Annotated in this window: 18 protein-coding genes; 4 read left to right on the forward strand and 14 right to left on the reverse strand. The window is 61.4% G+C overall.

The genetic code is table 11. The features are described from left to right. The first annotated feature begins 45 nt into the window (after positions 1–45). Positions 46–2,451, forward strand: coding sequence for a TonB-dependent receptor (locus J1G37_RS01680; protein ID WP_207039957.1), 2,406 nt, complete (start codon positions 46–48; stop codon positions 2,449–2,451). 12 nt (positions 2,452–2,463) lie between these two features. On the opposite strand, the gene J1G37_RS01685 is transcribed toward J1G37_RS01680, so the two are convergent. After that, on the reverse strand, positions 2,464–2,913 hold the full coding sequence (locus J1G37_RS01685; protein ID WP_207039958.1) for a phosphate-starvation-inducible PsiE family protein: 450 nt from the start codon (positions 2,911–2,913) through the stop codon (positions 2,464–2,466). Positions 2,914–3,200: 287 nt separating this feature from the next. Between J1G37_RS01685 and J1G37_RS01690 the strand changes: the two genes are divergently transcribed. After that, complete coding sequence (locus J1G37_RS01690) at positions 3,201–3,461, forward strand: YebG family protein (RefSeq protein WP_010564043.1); 261 nt, start codon at positions 3,201–3,203, stop codon at positions 3,459–3,461. 55 nt (positions 3,462–3,516) lie between these two features. Here J1G37_RS01690 and J1G37_RS01695 read toward each other — a convergent pair whose 3' ends face one another. Further along, positions 3,517–4,536, reverse strand: coding sequence for a Glu/Leu/Phe/Val dehydrogenase (locus J1G37_RS01695; protein WP_207039959.1), 1,020 nt, complete (start codon positions 4,534–4,536; stop codon positions 3,517–3,519). Positions 4,537–4,723: 187 nt separating this feature from the next. Between J1G37_RS01695 and J1G37_RS01700 the strand changes: the two genes are divergently transcribed. Further along, a complete protein-coding gene (locus J1G37_RS01700) occupies positions 4,724–5,527 on the forward strand; it encodes a transglutaminase family protein (RefSeq protein WP_207039960.1) in 804 nt (267 codons plus the stop codon). Between the two features lie 54 nt (positions 5,528–5,581). On the opposite strand, the gene J1G37_RS01705 is transcribed toward J1G37_RS01700, so the two are convergent. The 4 genes from J1G37_RS01705 to hmgA form a co-directional block, all read right to left on the reverse strand. Continuing rightward, on the reverse strand, positions 5,582–6,952 hold the full coding sequence (locus J1G37_RS01705; protein WP_207039961.1) for an aromatic acid/H+ symport family MFS transporter: 1,371 nt from the start codon (positions 6,950–6,952) through the stop codon (positions 5,582–5,584). Positions 6,953–7,091: 139 nt separating this feature from the next. Next, a complete protein-coding gene (maiA, locus tag J1G37_RS01710) occupies positions 7,092–7,727 on the reverse strand; it encodes a maleylacetoacetate isomerase (protein ID WP_207039962.1) in 636 nt (211 codons plus the stop codon). Positions 7,728–7,740: 13 nt separating this feature from the next. Next, on the reverse strand, positions 7,741–9,027 hold the full coding sequence (gene fahA, locus J1G37_RS01715) for a fumarylacetoacetase (RefSeq protein WP_207039963.1): 1,287 nt from the start codon (positions 9,025–9,027) through the stop codon (positions 7,741–7,743). A gap of 3 nt (positions 9,028–9,030) precedes the next feature. Then, positions 9,031–10,314, reverse strand: a complete 1,284-nt coding sequence (gene hmgA / locus J1G37_RS01720; RefSeq protein ID WP_207039964.1) for a homogentisate 1,2-dioxygenase — start codon at positions 10,312–10,314, stop codon at positions 9,031–9,033. Positions 10,315–10,434: 120 nt separating this feature from the next. On the opposite strand from hmgA, the gene J1G37_RS01725 reads away from it, so the two are divergent. Beyond that, a complete protein-coding gene (locus J1G37_RS01725) occupies positions 10,435–11,214 on the forward strand; it encodes an IclR family transcriptional regulator (protein ID WP_124527366.1) in 780 nt (259 codons plus the stop codon). A 1-nt stretch (position 11,215) separates the two neighbouring features. On the opposite strand, the gene dacB is transcribed toward J1G37_RS01725, so the two are convergent. From dacB to J1G37_RS01765, 8 genes are all read right to left on the reverse strand, one after another. Beyond that, the gene (dacB, locus tag J1G37_RS01730) at positions 11,216–12,655 is read right to left on the reverse strand and encodes a D-alanyl-D-alanine carboxypeptidase/D-alanyl-D-alanine-endopeptidase (protein ID WP_207039965.1); all 1,440 of its coding nucleotides are present in this window, start codon (positions 12,653–12,655) and stop codon (positions 11,216–11,218) included. 95 nt (positions 12,656–12,750) lie between these two features. Beyond that, the gene (locus J1G37_RS01735; RefSeq protein ID WP_207039966.1) at positions 12,751–15,174 is read right to left on the reverse strand and encodes a TonB-dependent receptor; all 2,424 of its coding nucleotides are present in this window, start codon (positions 15,172–15,174) and stop codon (positions 12,751–12,753) included. Between the two features lie 164 nt (positions 15,175–15,338). Next, complete coding sequence (locus tag J1G37_RS01740; protein ID WP_207039967.1) at positions 15,339–16,274, reverse strand: glutathione S-transferase family protein; 936 nt, start codon at positions 16,272–16,274, stop codon at positions 15,339–15,341. A gap of 75 nt (positions 16,275–16,349) precedes the next feature. Next, on the reverse strand, positions 16,350–16,625 hold the full coding sequence (locus J1G37_RS01745; protein ID WP_090409144.1) for a GIY-YIG nuclease family protein: 276 nt from the start codon (positions 16,623–16,625) through the stop codon (positions 16,350–16,352). Positions 16,626–16,662: 37 nt separating this feature from the next. Then, positions 16,663–17,133, reverse strand: a complete 471-nt coding sequence (locus J1G37_RS01750) for a nuclear transport factor 2 family protein (protein ID WP_207039968.1) — start codon at positions 17,131–17,133, stop codon at positions 16,663–16,665. A 99-nt stretch (positions 17,134–17,232) separates the two neighbouring features. Continuing rightward, the gene (locus tag J1G37_RS01755; protein ID WP_207039969.1) at positions 17,233–17,877 is read right to left on the reverse strand and encodes a DUF1120 domain-containing protein; all 645 of its coding nucleotides are present in this window, start codon (positions 17,875–17,877) and stop codon (positions 17,233–17,235) included. Between the two features lie 164 nt (positions 17,878–18,041). Then, the gene (locus tag J1G37_RS01760; RefSeq protein ID WP_207039970.1) at positions 18,042–18,680 is read right to left on the reverse strand and encodes a response regulator transcription factor; all 639 of its coding nucleotides are present in this window, start codon (positions 18,678–18,680) and stop codon (positions 18,042–18,044) included. Between the two features lie 180 nt (positions 18,681–18,860). Further along, entirely contained in the window at positions 18,861–19,679 is an 819-nt protein-coding gene (locus J1G37_RS01765) for a response regulator (RefSeq protein WP_207039971.1), read from the reverse strand. Positions 19,680–19,905: the final 226 nt, after the last annotated feature.

Raw genomic sequence — 19,905 nt, forward strand, 5'->3', positions numbered from 1 at the left:
ATACCCGCAAATGCCCAACACATTTCAGCGAGGAAACCCTTCATCATGCGTTCCCCTTCTCTGCGTCCCGCAAACCTGGCCATGGCCGTCGCACTGGCTTTCACGGCGGGTGCTGCAACCTTCACCGCAGACGTCTCCTGCGCGGCCGAAGCCGTCAGCCGCTACGACATCGCCCCCGGCCCATTGGAACAAACCCTTCGCCAGATCGCCCGCCAAAGTGGACGCGGTGTGGTCGCCGACCCGACCCTGGTGCGCGGCAAGTCCAGCGCACCTGTGATGGGCAGCTTTAGCCCCGAAGCCGCCGTGCAACAGGCGCTGGTAGGCAGCGGATTGCAATTGCGCGTCACCCCCAACGGCACCTTGACCCTGGAGCCCGTTCCCAGCGGTGATGCCCTGCAACTGGGTGCCACCAGCATTACCGGCCAGGCGCTGGGCGAGACCACTGAGAACACCGGTTCCTACACCACCGGCAGCATGAGCAGCGCCACCAAGTTCCAGGCTTCGGCGCGGGAAACGCCGCAGTCCGTGACCGTGGTCACCCGCCAGCGCATGGACGACCAGAACATGCAGAGCCTGGAGGACATATCCACCAACACCCCCGGCCTGACCCTGCGCAAAACCGGCGGCGAGCGCCCGGAGTTCTACTCACGCGGCAGCGCCATCGACAACATCATGATCGACGGCCTGCCCATCGGTTATGACAGCGACACACTGGGTACCTCGACATTGGCGATGTTTGACCGCGTGGAAGTGGTGCGCGGCGCCTCCGGGCTGATGGTCGGTTCCGGCAACCCGTCCGGCACGCTGAACCTGGTGCGCAAACGCCCTACGGTCGAACCACAGGTTTCCGTCTCCGTGGGCGCCGGCACCTGGGACAACTACCGCACCGAGATCGACGCCAGCAGCAAGCTCAATCAGGCCGGCACCCTGCGCGGGCGCGTGGTCGCGGCGTATCAGGATAAAAACAGCTTCACCGATGCCTACAGCAGCAAGCGCCAATTGTTGTACGGGATCAGCGAATTCGACCTTTCGCAGGCCACGACCCTGACACTGGGCGGCTACTACAATCGCGAAGACAACCCCGGCGCCGACTGGAACGGCATGCCCACCGCCGCCAACGGCGCATTCCTGCCACTGTCGCGCTCTACCCGCCTCACGCCCTCATGGACCTACTGGAACAAAGAAAACCAAAGCGTCTTCGCCGAAATCGAACACCGCTTCGATAACGCCTGGTCCCTGCGCCTCAACACGACCTGGCTCAAAAGCAATTTGGAGATGCTCGGCGGCAGCTTCTACCGCGATGCCGACAACAACCTGATCAGCAATGCCGGGCGCTATTCCTACGAACACACGCAAAAAAGCGTCGACGGTTATGCCAAAGGGCCCTTCAGCCTGTTTGGTGCGACCCATGAGTTGGTGGTCGGCGCCAGTTATCGCCGCGAAGACGACAACGATGGTCCTGGTGGTGGCCCGGGCGAAAGCTACAACCAGATCGTCGACCCGTTCAGCTTCGACTACAACGCCATCGCCAAGCCCGAAATCAACTATAACTGGTCGCGCAAGGGCTTTATCGACCAGTCCAGCGTGTACGGTGCGTTCCGCTTCAACCTGCGTGACGATCTGAAGCTGATCCTGGGCTCACGCCTGGATTGGTATGAAAACGACATCCACACCCAGTCCGGTACCTACGGGTTTGGCGAGCCCTACAAAGCCACGCGGGAAGTGACGCCCTATGCCGGGTTGATCTACGACCTCAACGACACCTATTCGGTGTATGCCAGTTGGACACGGATCTTCCAGCCACAAAACTACGAAGGCGCCTCCGGCAGCGTGCTCAACCCGGTTACCGGTACCAACTTTGAAGTCGGGCTCAAGGCCGAGTACTTCGAAGGCGCACTCAACGCCAGCGCTGCACTGTTCCAGCTCAATCAGGAAAACCTGCCCAAATCCTTGCTGTCCAGCCAGTGCCAGCCCAATCAGGACGTGTGCTACGAAGCCAGCGGCGAAGTGCGTACCCGCGGGGTCGAACTCGAACTGTCGGGCGAATTGGCAGAACGCTGGCAAGCCTCGGCGGGCTATACCTACGCCGCCGCCGAATACGTCAAGGCCACCGACAGCGCCAGCAAAGGCGCACGCTACGACAGCGACACGCCGTACAACCTGTTCAAGTTGGCCACCAGCTACCAACTGCCTGGCGACCTGAACAAATGGTCGATCGGCGGCGCCTTTCGTACCCAAAGCCAGACCTACACCAGCTTCAACGTGCAGCAAGGCGGCTACAGCATCGTGGACCTGATGAGCAACTATCGCCTGAGTGACAACATCAAGGTCCAGGCCAACATGAACAACGTCTTCGACAAGCGCTACTACCAGAGCATCAGCAACAATGCCGGCGCCAACCTGTTCGGCGAACCGCGCAACCTGATGTTCACGGTGAAGTGGTCGCTGTAGGAGATCAGCGAATTACCCTTCGGACTTTTCTTTGACCGAAGGGTATTTCGAGGAAGCAAGCCGGACGACCAGAATCGCGAAGGCTAGCAGCAGGATCCCGCCACACAAGTAAATGATGCCCAGGTCTGGGGCGTTGTGGTGGGAGACGTCGCCGATCAACAAGCGCGTCAGCGCCGTGATGGCCACGTAGAGCAGAAAGCGGATGGGCATGTGGTTGGTCTTGAAATAAATCCCCACCATCGCACCCAATTCGAGATAGATGAACAACAACAAGATGTCATCCACATTGATACTGCCCTTGTGGAGCATGTCGATAAAGGTCAGCACCGCAGCATAGGCAGTAATCGCTCCAATACCGAACAACGCCAGGTAGTGAAACGCCTCGACTGCCAGGTTACCCAACGAATCTGCATTGGCGTGCAGGCCCTTGCGCAGCTTTTCTGCCCATTTCAGTTCTGTCATTGCTTCCCCACCACTGTATAAAAAACGATCAATACTACACCAGGACTGCGCCAGTTATGCAGGCGGATGATCCCGCACGGACGTGACGCTTTCATCTGCATGCAGAAAAAAGGCCAGACACTGGTGAGTGAGATGATGGCGAGGTGATAGGAGACACTTCAAACCTGTATTTACGGGCTACAGTAAAAAACTGCTACCCAAACCCCACGGTTTGGCTTACCCTTTTCGCTGTATATAAATACAGTAGTCGCAAAAGACAACTATCGTGAAGGCATGTGAGGTGGTGAATGGCCGTCGAAGTGGTATACCGCAGCAGCCGAGATCTGGAGCGTTTGTTCATGGATAAAGCCGAAGCTGACCGTCATGACAAGATGCTTGAACTCGCTGAGTTGCTCGCAGAAGTGTTGCAAAAAGCCGTGCCGTCGTTGAGCGAGCAGCAGGTGGAGGAAGCCGGGATCTACATGGCGAAGAACCGCGATGTGTTTGCCAAGGCGTTCAAGAGCCAACCGGACGCGCTGTCCGAGTTGCTGAACCCGCCGGCGGAATAAAGCCCGAATTGAACAGGCCCTGAATCATGGATTCAGGGCCTTTTTAATGCGTGGGTTATTTGTAGAGCAGGCGCTCGGCCAGTTCGTCCGCCACCCGTGCGGGGCTGCGTTTTTCGGCCTGGGCATGGGCGAAGATTTCCGTCAGGCGCGTGCCGATATTCGCCAGGTGCGCGGTGATGTCGGGGAGTTCTGCGCCGTTGTGCTTGAGGGCGACATAAATCAGGCCGCCGGAATTGATCACGTAGTCGGGGGCGTAGAGGATGCCGCGCCCTTCCAGTTGGTCGGCGATGTCCAGGTTGGTCAGTTGCGCGCTGGCCGAGCCGGCGACGGCGGCGCAGCGCAGTTGGCCGACGCTTTGGCGGTTGAACACGGCACCGAGACCGCAGGGCGCGAGGATGTCGCAGGGGGTGCTGAGCAAGGCGTCGTTGGCGATGGGGTGCGCGCCCAGTTGCTCCATGGCCAATTGCACCTTGCCGTGGTCGATGTCGCTCACCAACAGCTCGGCACCGGCCGCGTGCAGTTGTTCGGCCAGGGCGTAGCCGACGTTGCCCAGGCCCTGGACCGCCACGCGCAGTCCTTCGAGGTTGTCGCTGCCCAAGCGCGCCATCGCGCTGGCGCGGATGCCGGTGAACACACCCATGGCCGTATGGGACGAAGGGTCGCCCGCAGCCGTGGTGCTGGTGACGAAGCGCGTGTGTTGGGCGATGCAGTCCATGTCGGCCACCGAGGTGCCGCTGTCGATGGCGGTGATGAAGCGACCGTCGAGTTTTTCGACACAGCGGCCGAAGGCTTCAAACAACGCGGCGCGACTTTCCACGTGCACCGGGCGAAGAATCACCGCCGTGCCACCGCCCACCGGCAACCCGGCCAAGGCGGCTTTGTAGCTCATGCCCTGGGCCAGGCGCGCAGCATCGGCCACGGCGCTTTGGTCGTCGGGGTAAGCGAGGTAGCGACAGCCGCCCAGGGCGGGCCCGAGGCGGCTGTTATGGATGGCGATGACCGCCTTCAGCCCGGTGACCGGATCGACGCTCAGGTGCAGCGATTCAAGGCGGGTGCTGTGCATGAGCGCAAACATCGTCAAGCTCCCGAATCACTTCTGGTAGTGGCCCAAGTATAGGCTTACGGTAGAAAACCGACGGACTACGCTGGAATAAGCCCTGCGTTTTTGTAGGCCACGAGACATAAGCAAGCAGGATATTTTCCAAGCTACTGGACGAAAATTCCCAGCAAGGCTAAAACGGGAGCATCCGCCGGAGAATGCAATGAATCCCCGCACCGCCTTTTTCGCCTGCCTGGAACGTTCGCCCCCTGCGCTGTTTGAAGCAGCCTTGTGGATTGCCGCCGAGCACGACCCTACGGTGCAGCCGTTGCTGATCCTGCAGGAACTGACGGTGCTGCAACAGCAAGTCAGCGTGGCAATGCCCCTGCTGCCGCCAGACGAACTGGGCCAACCGTTGCTGCGGCGCCTGAATGACCTGGGGTTTGCCCAGGACGACTTCACCCCGCTGCGCCCCGCCGCTGCCCTGTTGGATAAAGTGCTGCAACGCAAGCGCGGGCAACCCCTGGTGATGGGGCTGATCGCGTTGGAGCTGGCGCGGCGCCTGCAAATCCCGATGGTTGGCGTGAATTTCCCCGGGCATTTCCTGCTGCGGGTGCCCGGCGCCGATCACCTGTTGGACCCCTGCGGCGGCCGGCGCCTGTACCCCAACGACTGCCGCGAACTGCTGCAACGCCAATACGGCCCCAACCTCAAGTTGCAAGCCGAGCACCTGCACAGCGCCGACCCGCGTTCGATCCTGCAGCGGCTGTCGCGCAACCTGCGGCAACTACACCTGGCCAATGATGCACCGCTGGAGGCGTTGGTGGATGCCGAGCGCGTGCTGGAGTTGGGCAATGCCAGCGCCGCCGACTATCTGGCGCGGGCCAGCCTGTATCAGCGGCTGGATTGCCCCAATGCCGAGCGTTTTGACCTGGAACACGCGCTGATGCTCAGCGAAGACCCGATCCAGCGCCTGCGCCTGACCGAACGGCTCGGGCATTTGCCACCCAACTCGGTGGTGCATTGAGGGTAATCAGGTGGGAGCTGGCTTGCCTGCTCCCACATTTTGAACGGCGGTGAATCAGTGGTTGAGCGGCGACTTTAGAATGTCGCCATGCAGCGGACTCACAGGCTCACTTGAGCCCGGCGATCTCACTTGAATGATCAAAATCGCCGCCACCACCGCCGGAATCGCGCAAAAGAAAAAAATCTGCTGCACCGGAATATGCATCGCCAACAGCAGGCTGCCAAACAGCGGCCCCAGGATCGAGCCAAAGCGCCCCACGCCCAGCGCCCAACCCGTGCCGGTGGCGCGCACATGCGCCGGGTAGAAGTTGCTGGCGAACGCATTAAGTGTCAGTTGCCCACCAATGATGCAGAACCCGGCGGCAAACACGCAGGCCACCAGATAACGCGGATTGTCGTGGTTCAGGCCGAGCAGGATCGTACACAGCGCAGCAGCCGCCAACACACCCGATAGCAGGCGCACTTTGCTTTTCAAGCGGTCGGCAAACCAGGCCATGCCGATGGCGCCCAGGGTGCCGGCAAACAGGAACATCGAGGTCACCAGGTTGGCTTCCTTGAGCGCCAGGCCACTTTCCAGTAGCAGCGACGGCAGCCAGCTGATCATGAAATACAGCAGGATCAGGCTGACAAAAAACGTCGCCCAGATCAGCAAGGTCGGGCGCGCATAGCCGTTGCGGAACAGCTCCACCACCGTCAGTTTGCTGCCCTGCTCCTGTAGGTTTTTTGCCATGCTGGCCAGCGGCGCCTGCCAATCGGGCAACATGCGCGTGGTGACCTGATGCAAGCGTGCATAGGGCGGCGCATCCCGCAGCAAACGTGGCAATGACTCCGGCAGCAGCCACAGCAGAAACGGGAACAGCAGCAACGGCGTCACGCCACCGGCGAGGAACACCGCCTGCCAGCCGAAGCTGTCGATAAACCCTGCGGCCACAAACCCGCCTGCCGCACCGCCAAACGAGAAGCCACACGCGGCCAGCGTCACCATCAAGGTGCGCAGGCGCGGGGGTGAGTAATCCGACATCAGCGCCATGGCGCTGGGCATGGCGCCGCCCATGCCGATGCCGCAGATAAAACGCGCGGCCATCAGGCTGGTCAGTGAGTTGGCGAACACCATCAATAGGGTGAGGCTGGCGTAGATCAGCACGCAGCCCAACAGAATACGCCGCACGCCAAAGCGATCGGCCAGCGGCGTCACCAGCAGCGAGCCGAGGGTCAGCCCCAGCAGGTTGGCGCTGAATACCGGGCCGAATGCGGCTTTTTCCAGGCCCCAATCCTTGGCCAGGGCCGGCACCACATAACCCAGCACCTGGGCGTCATAGCCGTCGGTCACCAGCAACAGCGCCAGCAACAGGAGGATCAACCACTGATAGCGCGACACCGGACGGGCGTCGAGTGCCGCGCGAAAGCTGGCAATCTGATTGTGCATCGCAAGGTACCTATTATTTTTATAAGGATGACGCTGATCAAACTGTGGGAGCTGGCTTGCCTGCGATCGCGGTGTGTCAGGCAACTCTTCTGGTACTGGTGCTCCGCTATCGCAGGCAAGCCAGCTCCCACATTTGTATTTAGGGGGTGTCAGGTTGATTGGCGGGGTGGGCCTGGATAAAGGCTGGATGTTGAGCCGCCAATGCCGCCACCCGCCCAATACGCGGATACGCCGCCAACGGCACCTTGAAGCGCTCCGCCGCATACAACTGCGGAATCAGAAACGCATCGGCCATGCCCGGCTGTTCGCCAAAACAAAAACCCTTGTCGCCAATCAACTGCTCCACCGCGCCCAGGCCCTGGCTGATCCAATGACCGATCCACGCCAGCACCTGCTCCTCGTCATGCCCCCACTGGCGCAACAGGTTCTGGGTGCTGGAGTTGTGCAACGGATGAATATCGCAACCAATAATCGACGCCACCGCACGTTCATGGGCACGGGTCGCCAGGTCCTTGGACAGCAGCGGCGCCTGTGGATAACGTTCGTCGAGGTACTCGATAATCGCCGGCGACTGGATCAACAACTCGCCGTCGTCAGTACGCAAGGCCGGCACGCGGCCCTGCGGGTTGATCGCCAGATACTCAGGCTGGCGATTCGCGCCACCGGCCGGCACCAGCAGGTTGACCGGCACCGCGGTGAAGTCCACGCCCTTGAGCGCCAGGGCGATACGCACCCGGTACGACGAGGTAGAACGGTAGTAGGTATAGAGTTCCATCACCCGAGCCCTCTTAACGCGCGGCGACAACCGTGCCACGGCATTCGCCAAAGCCGATGGAGGCAAAACCCTCACGGCGGCAACGGGCGCGCAGGATGATTTCATCACCGTCTTCCAGGAACTTGCGCACTTCGCCGGACGGCAACTCGACCACTTTTTTACCGCCTTCAGTCATTTCCAACAGGCTGCCAAACTGCCCTTCCTGAGGGCCAGACAACGTGCCCGAACCAAACAGGTCACCGGCCTGCAACTGGCAGCCGTTGACGCTGTGATGCGCGACCAACTGCGCGACCGTCCAGTACATGTGCAGGCTGTTGCTCAGCGCCAGACGATGGGCCGGCAGGTTCTGCTCGCGCATTGCGGCGGTGGTCAGCAGCACTTCCAGTTCGATATCCAGCGCGCCAGCGGCCTGGTCACGTTTATCCAGCAGGTACGGCAGCGGTTGTGGGTCGCCTTCGGGGCGGGCCGGTTGGGCCTTGCGGAACGGTTCCAGGGCTTCGGCGGTGACGACCCACGGAGAAATGGTGGTGATGAAGCTTTTCGACAGGAACGGGCCCAGCGGCTGATATTCCCAGGCCTGGATGTCCCGCGCCGACCAGTCGTTGAGCAGGCAGAAACCGGCGATGTGTTCGGCGGCGTCGCCAATCGCAATCGAGTCGCCCATGGCGTTGCCCTGGCCGATCCAGATGCCCAGTTCCAGTTCATAGTCCAGGCGGGCGCACGGACCAAACGTCGGTTCGGTGTGGCCAGCAGGCAGGGTCTGGCCTTTGGGACGGCGCACATCCACACCCGACGGGCGAATGGTCGAGGCACGGCCGTGATAACCAATCGGCACATACTTGTAGTTCGGCAGCAACGGGTTGTCCGGACGGAACAGTTTGCCGACGTTCTGCGCGTGTTCGATACCCACGTAAAAGTCGGTGTAGTCATTGATGCGCGCCGGCACATGCATCTGGCAATCGGCGGCGCGGTGCAGCACCTGGGCTTCACGGGATTGCAGCGGGCTGCCTTCGGCGAGCAGTTCCAGCAGGCGCTCGCGCAAGGCCACGCGCGGGCCACGGCCCAGTTCGAAAAACGCGTTCAACTGGCCACCGGCAGTGGCGTCGACAGCGCGTCGCGCCTCGCCTTCAAACGCGTCGATGGCCGCGTGCAGATCGAGGATCGAATCACCAATCGCCACGCCGCTGCGCGGAGCAGAACCGTTGATGCTGAACACCCCCAGCGGCAGGTTTTGCAGCGGGAAGTCAGCGTGACCGTTGGCGGAGGCCACCCAGCTGCGGGTAGAAGTGGACTGAGTCATGGGTTATCTCCGGTTCGGGTTGAAGGTGGCGGGCAACGAAGCCCAGCACGCGTCGTAAGCGGGTTGCAGTTGCGGGCAGTCCAGGGCGAACCGGGTCGGGCGCAGCACTTGGCTGGTCTCGAACATGAAGGCCATGGTGTTGTCGATCTTGTGCGGCGCCAGCTCGACGTTGATCGCCTTGGTGCAGGTTTCGCCGTCCGGGCCGTGGGCGCTCATGCAGCTGTGCAGCGACGCGCCACCGGGCAGGAAGCCTTCGGCCTTGGCGTCGTAGGCACCCTGGATCAGGCCCATGTACTCGTTCATCAGGTTGCGGTGGAACCACGGCGGCCGGAAGGTGTTCTCGGCCACCATCCAGCGCGGTGGGAAGATCACGAAGTCGAGGTTGGCCAGGCCGTGCACGCTGGTGGGCGAGGTCAATACGGTGAAGATCGACGGGTCTGGGTGATCGAAACTGACGGTGCCGATGGTGTTGAAGCGGCGCAGGTCGTATTTGTACGGCACGTTGTTGCCGTGCCAGGCGACCACGTTGAGCGGCGAATGATCGAGCTCGCAGGCCCACAGTTCGCCGAGGAATTTCTGCACCAGGGTTGTAGGCTGTTTCAGGTCTTCGTAGTGCGCCACCGGCGTGAGGAAATCCCGCGGGTTGGCCAGGCCGTTGCTGCCGATAGGCCCGAGGTCCGGCAGGCGCAGCGGCGCGCCGTGGTTTTCGGCGACATAGCCGCGCGCCTGGGCGTCCAGCAGTTCGACACGGAATTTGAGGCCACGGGGCAGCACGACAATCTCAAGCGGCTCGACGTCGAGTACTCCCAGCTCGGTGGCGATGCGCAGGCGGCCTTGCTCGGGGACGATCAACAGTTCGCCATCAGCGTTGAAGAACACCCGCTCCATCGAACGGTTGGCGCGATAGTGGTGGATGCTGATGCCTGAGGGTTTTTCCGACCCGGCGTTGGCAACCATGCCGACCAGGCCGTCGATAAAGTCCGTCGGCTCAGCGGGAATATCCAACGGGTTCCAGCGCAAGCGGTTCGGCGTCACCGCGCCCAGCGGCCCACCGGCCAGTTGCCGCTCCAGCTTGATAAACGCCGGGTGATTGGCCGACGGCTGGATGCGGTACAGCCAGGTGCGCCGGGCTTCGCTGCGGACCATGGTGAAGGCCGTGCCGGAGAAGAGTTCGGTGTACAGCCCGTAGGGCGCTTGTTGCGGGGAGTTCTGGCCAACCGGCAATGCGCCGGGCAGGGCTTCGCTGGCGAATTCATTGCCGAAGCCCGACAGGTATTCGAGGTTCATGGATCATCCTCTGTACGGAAATTGTTTTTATCGTAATCCAGTTACGCATAACGTAATTTGATCACTATCGACCGTCAAGCTATAAAGACGCCCATTCATCTCTCGGATTCTCGCCCCTCCATGGAAAAGCCCCGCGACACCGGTAAACAGAAAGTCCGCTCGGCCGAAGTGGGCACCGATATCCTCAAGGCTCTCGCCGAACTGTCGCCGGCCACTTCGCTGTCGCGCCTGGCCGAGCATGTGCAGATGCCCGCGAGCAAGGTGCATCGCTATTTGCAGGCGTTGATCGCCTCGGGGTTTGCCGAACAGAACACCGCCACCAACCATTACGGCCTCGGCCGCGAAGCATTGCGCGTGGGCCTGGCCGCGCTGGGCAGCATGGACGTGCTGAAGGTCGGCGCCCTGCCCCTGGCCGAGCTGCGTGATGAACTGAATGAAACCTGCTTCCTGGCGGTGTGGGGCAACCAGGGCGCGACCGTGGTGCATATCGAGCCCGCCGTGCGTGCGATCACCGTGGTGACGCAACTGGGTTCGGTGTTGCCGCTGCTCAGTTCGTCCACGGGATTGGTGTTCAGCGCTTTCCTGCCGTCGCGGGAGACGGTGGACTTGAGGGCGCGCGAGATCGAGGCCGGGATCGCCCATGCCCTGGCCGACGATCAGGCCTACGCCACCACGTGCGAACAGATCCGCAACCGTGGCCTGCACTTTGTGCATGGCTTGCTGATGCCGGGTGTGGATGCGTTGTCGGCGCCGGTGTTCAACGCGGTCGGGCAAGTCGCGGCGGTGATGACCGTGGTCGGCCCCACCTCACTGTTCCACGCCGATGAAGACGGCCCGGCGGCGCAGCACTTGCTGGCGGCGACGCGGGCCGTGAGTTGGCGCATGGGTTATCAGCCCTGAATCACCAGTTGGCGAGGGTCAGCGCGACGCGGTTTTCCAGGGCCTTGATCTGCGCACCACTGGCCAGGTAATTGTTGCTGATCATCGAGAACACCAAGCGGCGCCCGTGGGCGTCGGTGATGTAGCCACCCAATGAAGAAACGCCGGCCATGGAGCCGGTCTTGGCGTGCAGGTTATTCGCCGCCGGGGTTTCGCGCAGGCGAAAGCGCAGGCTGCCGCCGGTCATGCGCTCGCGGTTGCCGGCAATCGGCAGCGCGTTGTACCAGGCGTCGAACCAGGGTTGTTTGCTTGCGGCCAGCAACAGGTCAGTGAGCGCTTGCGAAGACACCAGGTTCATCCGCGACAGGCCCGAGCCGTCCACCTGCCTCAACATCGTCGTATCCAGCCCCTGGCGCTGCATGAAGCCCGCCACCGCCGCCACGCCTGCCGACGCCGTCCCGCTATTCGACGCTTTGCGGCCCATGGCCTTGAGCAAGGCTTCGGACATGTTGTTATTGGACAGCTTGAGCAGCGGCGTAATCAGTTCCTGCAACGGCGCCGACTGATGCTCGGCCAGCACACTCGCCGTGGCCGGGCTTGCGCCGCCCATCACGCGACGGCCGAGCACGGTGATGCCCTGCTGCGCCAGCGCCTGCTCGAACAGGTTGGCCACCAGTTGCGTCGGTTCCCACACGCTCACCAGTTGCCTGCTCTGCTTGCCCGCTGCCACCGCGCCGCTGAGTTGCAACAGGTTGCTGCCGTGGCGACGGTTGATCCCATAGGTGTTGCCCGGCCCGCTGATGGCGCGGTTGCTCAGTTGCAGGTAGTCGGTGGGCGGAAAGATCGTCACCGCCACCGGCTGGCCAGTCCGCACCGGCGCCTTGGCCGTGACCAGCACGGTGCCTGCATCAAAATCTGCATTGGGTGACACGGTCAGCGCCGAAATCTGCGCGCCGTAGTAGGTGCTTTCATCATCGTGGGACCAATCGACGCCCAGTCGTTCGGCGTCAAACCAGGTGTCATCGAACACCAGGTCGCCCTGCACCTGGCGGATGCCTGTGCTCGCCAGTTGTGCGGCCAGGGCCTGGTAGTCGGCGAACTGCAGGGTCGGGTCGCCCAGGCCGCGCAGGTAGAGGTTGCCGCTGAGGCGCTCGCCCTGCTGCACACCGCTGCTCAACAGTTGGGTGGCAAAACGGTACTGCGGACCCAGCACATCCATCGCCGCCGCGGTGGTCAGCAATTTGAGATTGGAGGCCGGCACCAGCCGCGTGCGCGGGTTGTGCTGATAGAGCGTGGTGCCACTGCGGGCATCGCGCACCGTCAGCGACACCGTGGCGCCGTGCAGCGCCGGGTCGGCCAAGAGTTGGTCGAGGGAGGACTGGGTGGCGGTCTGCGAAACGCTGGCGCAACCACCCAGTAAAAACAGGAGTGCGCTGGTATAGATCAACTTTGCAAATTGCATCGGTGCTGGGTTTCCGCGAAAAATCAATGCGGCAACGCTACCAGCTCGCTCCCCCTGTGGCGAGGGAGCTTGCTCCCGCGCCACAAGGGTCGGGCTTAGAACTCCAGGGTGCTGGACACCGAGAACTGCCGCGCATCCCCAATCGACACAAACAGGCGGCTGGCCGCCGAGGTGTAGTAGGTGCGGTCGAACATGTTCTTCACGTTGAGCTGGAACTTGACCTTCTGCCCGTCGATCTTGGTGTTGTAGGTGGCAAACGCGTCCGCCACGGTGTAACCCGGCAGGGTGAAGTCGTTGGCCGCGTCGCCTGCGCGCTCGCCGACGTAGCGGGCGCCAGTGCCCACGCGCAACTGGTCGCCGCCGAAAATGCTGCCGAAGTCGTAAGCTACCGACAGCGAGCCGGTGTGCTTGGCGACGTTTTGCAGACGGTTGCCTTCCAGAGTTGGGTCCTTGTCCTTGACGTCTTCGGCGTCGGTGAACGCGTAGCTGCCGATCACGCTCCACTGGTCGGTCAACTGGCCGCTGGCGTCCAGTTCCAGGCCACGGGAGCGGACTTGGCCGGCAATGCTGTAGATGGTGTTCGCGCCGGAACCGACGGAGACCAACACATTGCGCTTGTCGATATTGAACAGCGCCGCACTGGCGGTGATGCGCCCAGGAATATCGAGCTTGGCCCCCAGTTCCCAGGACTTGGATTCCTCGGGCGTCAGGTCGCCGGTCAACTTGCTGCCATCGGCCAACGCGGCAATGGTGGAGTTGGGTTTGAACGATTCGGTGTAGCTGCCGTAGAACGACAACTCGTCGGTGTAGCGATACACCAGGCCCGCACGCGGCACCCAGGCCTGGCCATTGCCGTTGGTGTTGGCCTTGAACGGCACGCCCTTGCCGGCGTACTGGTCATACATCTGGTAGCGCGCACCGGCGACGAAGATCCACTGGTCGGTGAGGTGGATCGCGTCCTGGAAGAACAGCGAGTCGCTGCGCAGCAGGTCGGTCTGGGCGCTGTCGGCGGCGCTGACGGTGGTGCCGGCGACTTCGTTGCCGTAGACCGGGTTGTAGTAGTTGAAGCTGCTGCGCGAGTTCTGGCGGATCAGGTCGGCGCGGTAGATCTTGCGGTACTCGTCGTCCATGCCGAACACCAGGTCGTTCTGCAGGCCGAAGACGTTGACCTTGCCTTCAAGGCTGGCTGTGGTGAAGCGGTCGGTGGTGATCGCGCCCTTGGTGCCGTCCATCTTGCGGGTCAGCGCGCCATTGGTCCCCACCGCGCTGATGCGCACCTGGCTGGCGTCGTAGGTTTCGCGGTTCCAGCTGTAGCCGAAGTGGGCTTTCCAGTCGTCGTTCAGGTCGTGGTCGGCTTCGAAGCGATACAGGTCGGAGCGGCCTTCCATGTTGTTGAAGGGCTCGTCCAGACGCCGGGTGGACGGGATGTTCAACGGGTGGTTGGTCTTGGGGTCGATGGCGGTGCCACGGTCGAACGGCGAGAGAAATTCGCGGTGCTCGTAGGCGAACAGCAACTTGGTGTTGTCGCCGTACCAGGCCAGGGACGGCGCCACCAGCGTCTCGCGGTGGGTGCCGAAGTTGCGCCAGTAGTCTTCGTCTTCATGGTCGACGATCAGTCGGTAAGCCAGGCCGCTGTCGCCAATCGGGCCAGTGGTGTCGAGGCTGCCGCCGCTGCCGTTCTTGCCGTCGCCAAAGGTCGAGCCGCGCACAGTCAGGGCGGTGGACTGCACCAGCTCAGGCTTTTTGCTGACGATGTTCACCACACCACCCGGGTCCTGGATGCCGTACAGCAACGACGACGGGCCCTTGAGCACTTCGACGCGCTCGGCCGTGGCGTTCAACGCACGGCCCTGCACCACCGGCATGCCGTCGCGCATGATCGAGCCGTTACGGTTATCGCCAAAGCCGCGCAGCATCACCGCGTCCTGGGTGCTGGCGAGGGTATTGGCCTGGGTGATGCCGCTGATATTGCCGAGGGCGTCATCCAGGTTGCGCGGGGTCTGGTCGCGCAGCACCTGGGCCGGGACGACGTTGACGGTTTGCGGGGTTTCCAGCAGCAGCGCCTTGGAGCGCATCACCGAACTGGTGGGCGGCGGCTGGTAGCTGGTGCTGTCCTGGGCCTGCTGGCCGACGCCGCTGATGGTAGTGGCGCCGAGGTTGACCGCGCCTTCAGTGGGCAGTGGCTCAAGCGCGAGGGTGCGCGCATCGATCTGGCGGAAGGTAAAACCCGAGTTGCCGAGCAAGCGTTGCAGCGCCTGGGTCGCGCTCATCTGGCCGCTGACCGCCGGGGCCTTGAGGCCGTAAGGGGCTTCGTCGGTATAGATCACGCTGATCCCGGTCACCCGGCTGAAATCGCTCAGCGCCTGGGGCAGCGGTTTGGCCGCCAGGGCAAAGGTGAACTGGGCGCTTTGCTGCTCCTGCGCCTGCGCCACGGCCAAAGGCAGCAACGCCAACCCCGAGACCGCCAATACCGAAGCTCCCAACCACTGTTTAACCAAACCGCCCGCCGTCGACTTCATGCTGTGAGAACCCGTGTAGAAAACGCTGTTAATGCGAATTGATCGCAGTTTCAAGCAGTACACGGATGGGCTGCCGGTTTACCTCACATAAAATTCAAAATATTTCTGGGAACACGACGCGGAGCGTCGGGAGATGCGTTCCCACGCAGAGCGTGGGAGCGATCTTATTGCGCCTGAATGCGGAAACCCATGCGTGGGAAATGCACATGCACGGTGCCAGCGCGTTCATCGCTACGGCGCAGGATCAGCTCTTCGCGCCCGGCAAACAGCAGTTCACCAGCAACCGGGTCGGTGCCATAGTCGGTGGCACTGATGGTCACTTGCTGGCCCGGGGTGAAGCCATTCAAGTCCTCGAACACTTCGTCCGGCAAATTGGCCGGCGTGGCGTTGTGGGAAATCTCCAGGGCTTGTGCTGCGGTCATCTGGGTGGACGTGCCATGGCCGAAGCTAAGCACGCGATCCAGCCAGGCGGCGACAGCAGGATAAGCGTCCACCAGCGGCGCAGTCACCGAGGAGCCTTTGAGGAACCACAACGGGTGAGCCAGGGAGAAATCGGCAATGGAAGGCTCGCCGAACAGGAAATCCCCGGCCTGGTGCTTCAATTGTTGATCGATACGGCTGACGATCGCCGGCCATTGGTGCAGGGCCTGGTCCAATTGCACGCGCGCCGCCGTGCCGCCACTGAACAATTTTCCGCGGTCTGCCACCAGCACCTGGAGCATCTCCGGCGGCACCTTGGCGAACTTGACCGCCAGGGATTCGGGTTGGAACACCAGCGCCACCGCATGGGAAAACACCATCGAGTCGGCCCAGGCGGCGAAGCCTTGGGTGACCAGTTCCAAGCCTTGGGGAAACAGCGCCGGGGCAGATTTTTCCTGCTCCAGGCGGCGAGCGATCAAGGCGGTGTCGCAGTAAATATCCGCGCCGACTTGCAGAACCGGGGTCTTGCGATAGCCGCCGGTAAGGGCGGTGAAGTCCGGCTTGGGCATGACCGGCGGAATCAGCACCGAGTGCCAGGACAAGCCCTTGAAACCGAGCAACAAACGGGCTTTTTCCGCGAAGGGGGATTGCGGGTAGTGGTGAAGGATCAACTCAGACATGCCGGACTCCGCTCTAGAAGTGAGCCGCTAGCTTAGCCTGCAACCTCCCGTTTGGGGGCGATGGGAACCCATCAGTCAAATCAATGAACCGCTGGCCGCCAGGCATTCCTTGGCGCTTTTTTTCAGTTTCTTGATCAGCCGTTCCTGGCGCAACGCCTCGCCCTTGCTCGCGCATTGCTCGGTGTACACCAGGGCCACGGCCGGGCTGGAGAGGAAAAACCGCGCGCCCTTGCCACTTTGGTGGGAGGCGAAGCGGCGCACCGGGTCATTGCTGATGCCGCAGTACAGCGCGCCATTGGCAGCGCGTACCAGGTAGACGAACCAGGGTTTGGGTTCAGAAGGATCAGTCACGGGTCGATTCAGCTAGCACACAGGAGCGCCAAGCTTATCAACGACTGGCCTGGAATGCCTTCAAACCGCGCAAAGCCTGGGCGCGTACGGCGTTTTTCACCACGGGCGTCCAGCCCAGCAGCAGGCCTTTGGTGCCCAGGGCCTGACGCGACCAACGCCACAAGTCAAAGCTGTCGTGGTGCTCGCAGATCTTGCCATCGCGAAATACAAATCGCGCCTGGATGTCATTGACCACCGTATTGCCGGTGGCGCTGAACAGGTAAGTGGCTACCCAATGCGCGGCGCCGCTGCTGTCGTCGCTGCGCACGCCGTCGAAGGTCAGGGAGAAGTCTTTGGCGCGGGTGGTGAGCATGCGCCACATGTCGCCGGCATCGCGTCCGCGCAGTTCGCCGAACGCCGGGTCGCTGAACACCACATCGTCGGTGTAGCAGGCGGCCATGGCCTCGGCGTCCAGACGCTGGAACGCCTGGTAGAAACGGGTGATCAGGGCGTCGTGGGCATCACTCATGGGCAGGTTCTCCGGGCTTTGTTGTTATCCGGCTTGCACGATAGTCTGCGCGTGAGAGGAAGGCTATGCCCATTTGCCCTGTCAATGAGGGCGGTGGGGTCAGAGGTAGACGATGTCCAGGGTGGCGCTGCCGTCGATGGGGATTTCCTGAGTCGCGGGCAATTGCACTTTACTGGTGATCGTGGTGCTCACCACGATATCGGTCGTCATGACCTGCACCGGCATCGGCGAGATTGCACCCGCTGTAGCGTCCTTGAATGCCCTCATCCATTTGGGTTGCCACATTTGATTGTCATCTTGCGCGTCAAACCACGTCTTGCCGTCAGCGGACTCGATGACCGCTTGGGGCACACCATCGGCCTTGGAGTTGTTCATCTTCAGCAAATAAAACCCCACCTTCAGATCGCCGTTGACAAACCCCAGGCCGAAACCTGACGAGCCACCGGTCCACTCTGAAGAACTCCCATTGCGATTGTCTGTACTGTTGATGGCGAACAAGGTCGATGCCGCACAGTTGATGGTCAACGGCATTATTACGCTCGGCAGCACAGTTTCGCCGTTGGGCTGCAAATCCTGGAACGATATCTTGCCGTGTTCCACGACCCCGCCGTTGCCTATAACAGGCATGCACGCCGACGGCGTAATACTGCCCTTCACGCTCAAGTCCACATTGGACGCCGCCGTTGCGTGGCCGACAACGCCCAGAGCAATGGCAACTGCCATTACATTAAATAACTTCTTCATTTATAGAGTGCTCACTGGCGTGCTTTGAATGAATACCCTGACACTGTAAGCATCGGGGCATTCGCGCACTTTATTGCGTGGCCACGCCCTACCCAATGCAAGTATTACGAATGCACCCGCAACAACAAACCAACAACTTAACGTTTAGTAAAGTTCAGACAAGTCTACTTGGGCACCATGCCGGTATCCCGCGCATATGCAAATAAATCCACATCGGTAGAAATACACAACCGGTGCATCGCCGTACCCTTCTGTTTACTGATGGTGGAGATACTGCGGTTGACCCGAGCCGCGATCTGGCTGACGGTCATGCCGCTGGCCAGCATGCGTACTACTTCCTGCTCTTTACCCGATAAGGTGGGCATCTTGGTCGGCTGGTCGAGGCACGTCTGGTCCAATTGCACGCGCAAGCACTCACTGACAAAGGTACGCCCTTGCACCACCGTACTCAGCGCCTTGGGCAGTTCGCGGGCGGATGCACTCTTGGCAATCACCCCCCGCGCACCGTGGCTGAAGGCCGCGCGCAGCGTCGCGATATTGGCAAACATGGTGACCACGATGACCGGCAGATCCGGGTAAGTACGGTTCAACAAACCCAGCAACCCGTAGCCGTCCGCTTGTTGATTACCGGGCATGGCGAAATCGGTAACGATCACGTCACAAGGCACACGGCTGACCAACTCCAGAAGTTGATCCGGACCATCTGCCTCCCCCACGACTTTGCACTTGCCACTCGCCTCAATCACTACTTTTTGCCCAACACGAACTATAGGGTGATCGTCAGCAATAATGATGCGATTCATCAGTTTCTCCATGATGGCAATTTGAGACTGGCAAAATAGCGCGATCGTGTTTTTGCAACAATAGGAAATAAATCGTCAGATGCGTGTTCCCCCCGTATTTAAAGACCCTCACATAAGTGCCTACACAAATAAGAGAAATCACATACAGAAAAGTACTACATGTCAGACAGGCATATTCCTTCAAAGACAACTCAAGTAATTCAAATACGCTTCTACTTCACGACGCAGTGCATCCACGGCGGCACCATTGATCGCGACCCCAGCCGAGCGCACGCCCCCTATCAACGCCAGCGTTTGCGCTTCCAAGCCGGTTTCCCCAAGGAACGCCACACTGCCCACCAGGCGATGCAGACATTGCGCGGCCAGCCTGGCATCCAAGGTCGCTTGCGCATGGATCAACACGGCCAGGTCGGCGTGGGCCTCCTGGATCAGGCTGAACAACATCGGCTCTACCACGTCCCAGGAACCAAACGCCGCGATCAGGCTGGCACGACTGGGAAAGCTGCTCTGACGCGCCACCCTAGCGCCTTCGCGGTGAGCCGCATCAGTAGGTTGCGGCGCCAGCCAGTAGCGCAATACCTCACGCAACTGGGCAAAACCGATGGGTTTGGTGAGCCATCCATCCATGCCGCTGAGCACGCATTTACGGATCTCTTCCGGGCCGAGGCTGGCGGTAAACCCCAATACTGTCGTGGGTAGCTGACGGTCCACCCGTTCACGTCGGCGCAGCTCGCGGGTCATGGCGTAACCGTCCATTCCGGGCATGCGGCAATCGCTGATCACCAGGTCGAAGCGCTGCAGCGCCAAGGCGTGCAATGCCTGTTCCCCGTCGCAACAACACTGATGGGCAACGCCGAGCTTTTCCAACAGCGTGCTCAATAGCAGGCGATAGGTGGAATGGTCGTCCACCACCAACACCCGAGCGTGGTCCCAAGGGTTGGGCTTGATTGCGCCAGGCAGCGCGTGGCGCGGGCCTCGAGATGGAAATTTGCCCGGCATCAGAGCTCTCCTCGAGAGCAATCAGCCCGACAGGCCCACCTGCTCGCAGCAAGACGACTGCACAAATCCAAATGAATGGCTTTATGCAATCAAATAGCGCGGAAAAATATCCGAATGTATGGATAGCTGCGATACAACAACTACGACAACTGGCGTTTTAGCGGGTTATATGACTAAACAAGCCCTTTTTGTCATTGCCACCCTGTCATTCGTAATAGTTGCATTT

Origin of the sequence: Pseudomonas sp. Marseille-Q1929 (assembly GCF_017316265.1) — a bacterium.
Taxonomy (GTDB): Bacteria; Pseudomonadota; Gammaproteobacteria; order Pseudomonadales; family Pseudomonadaceae; genus Aquipseudomonas.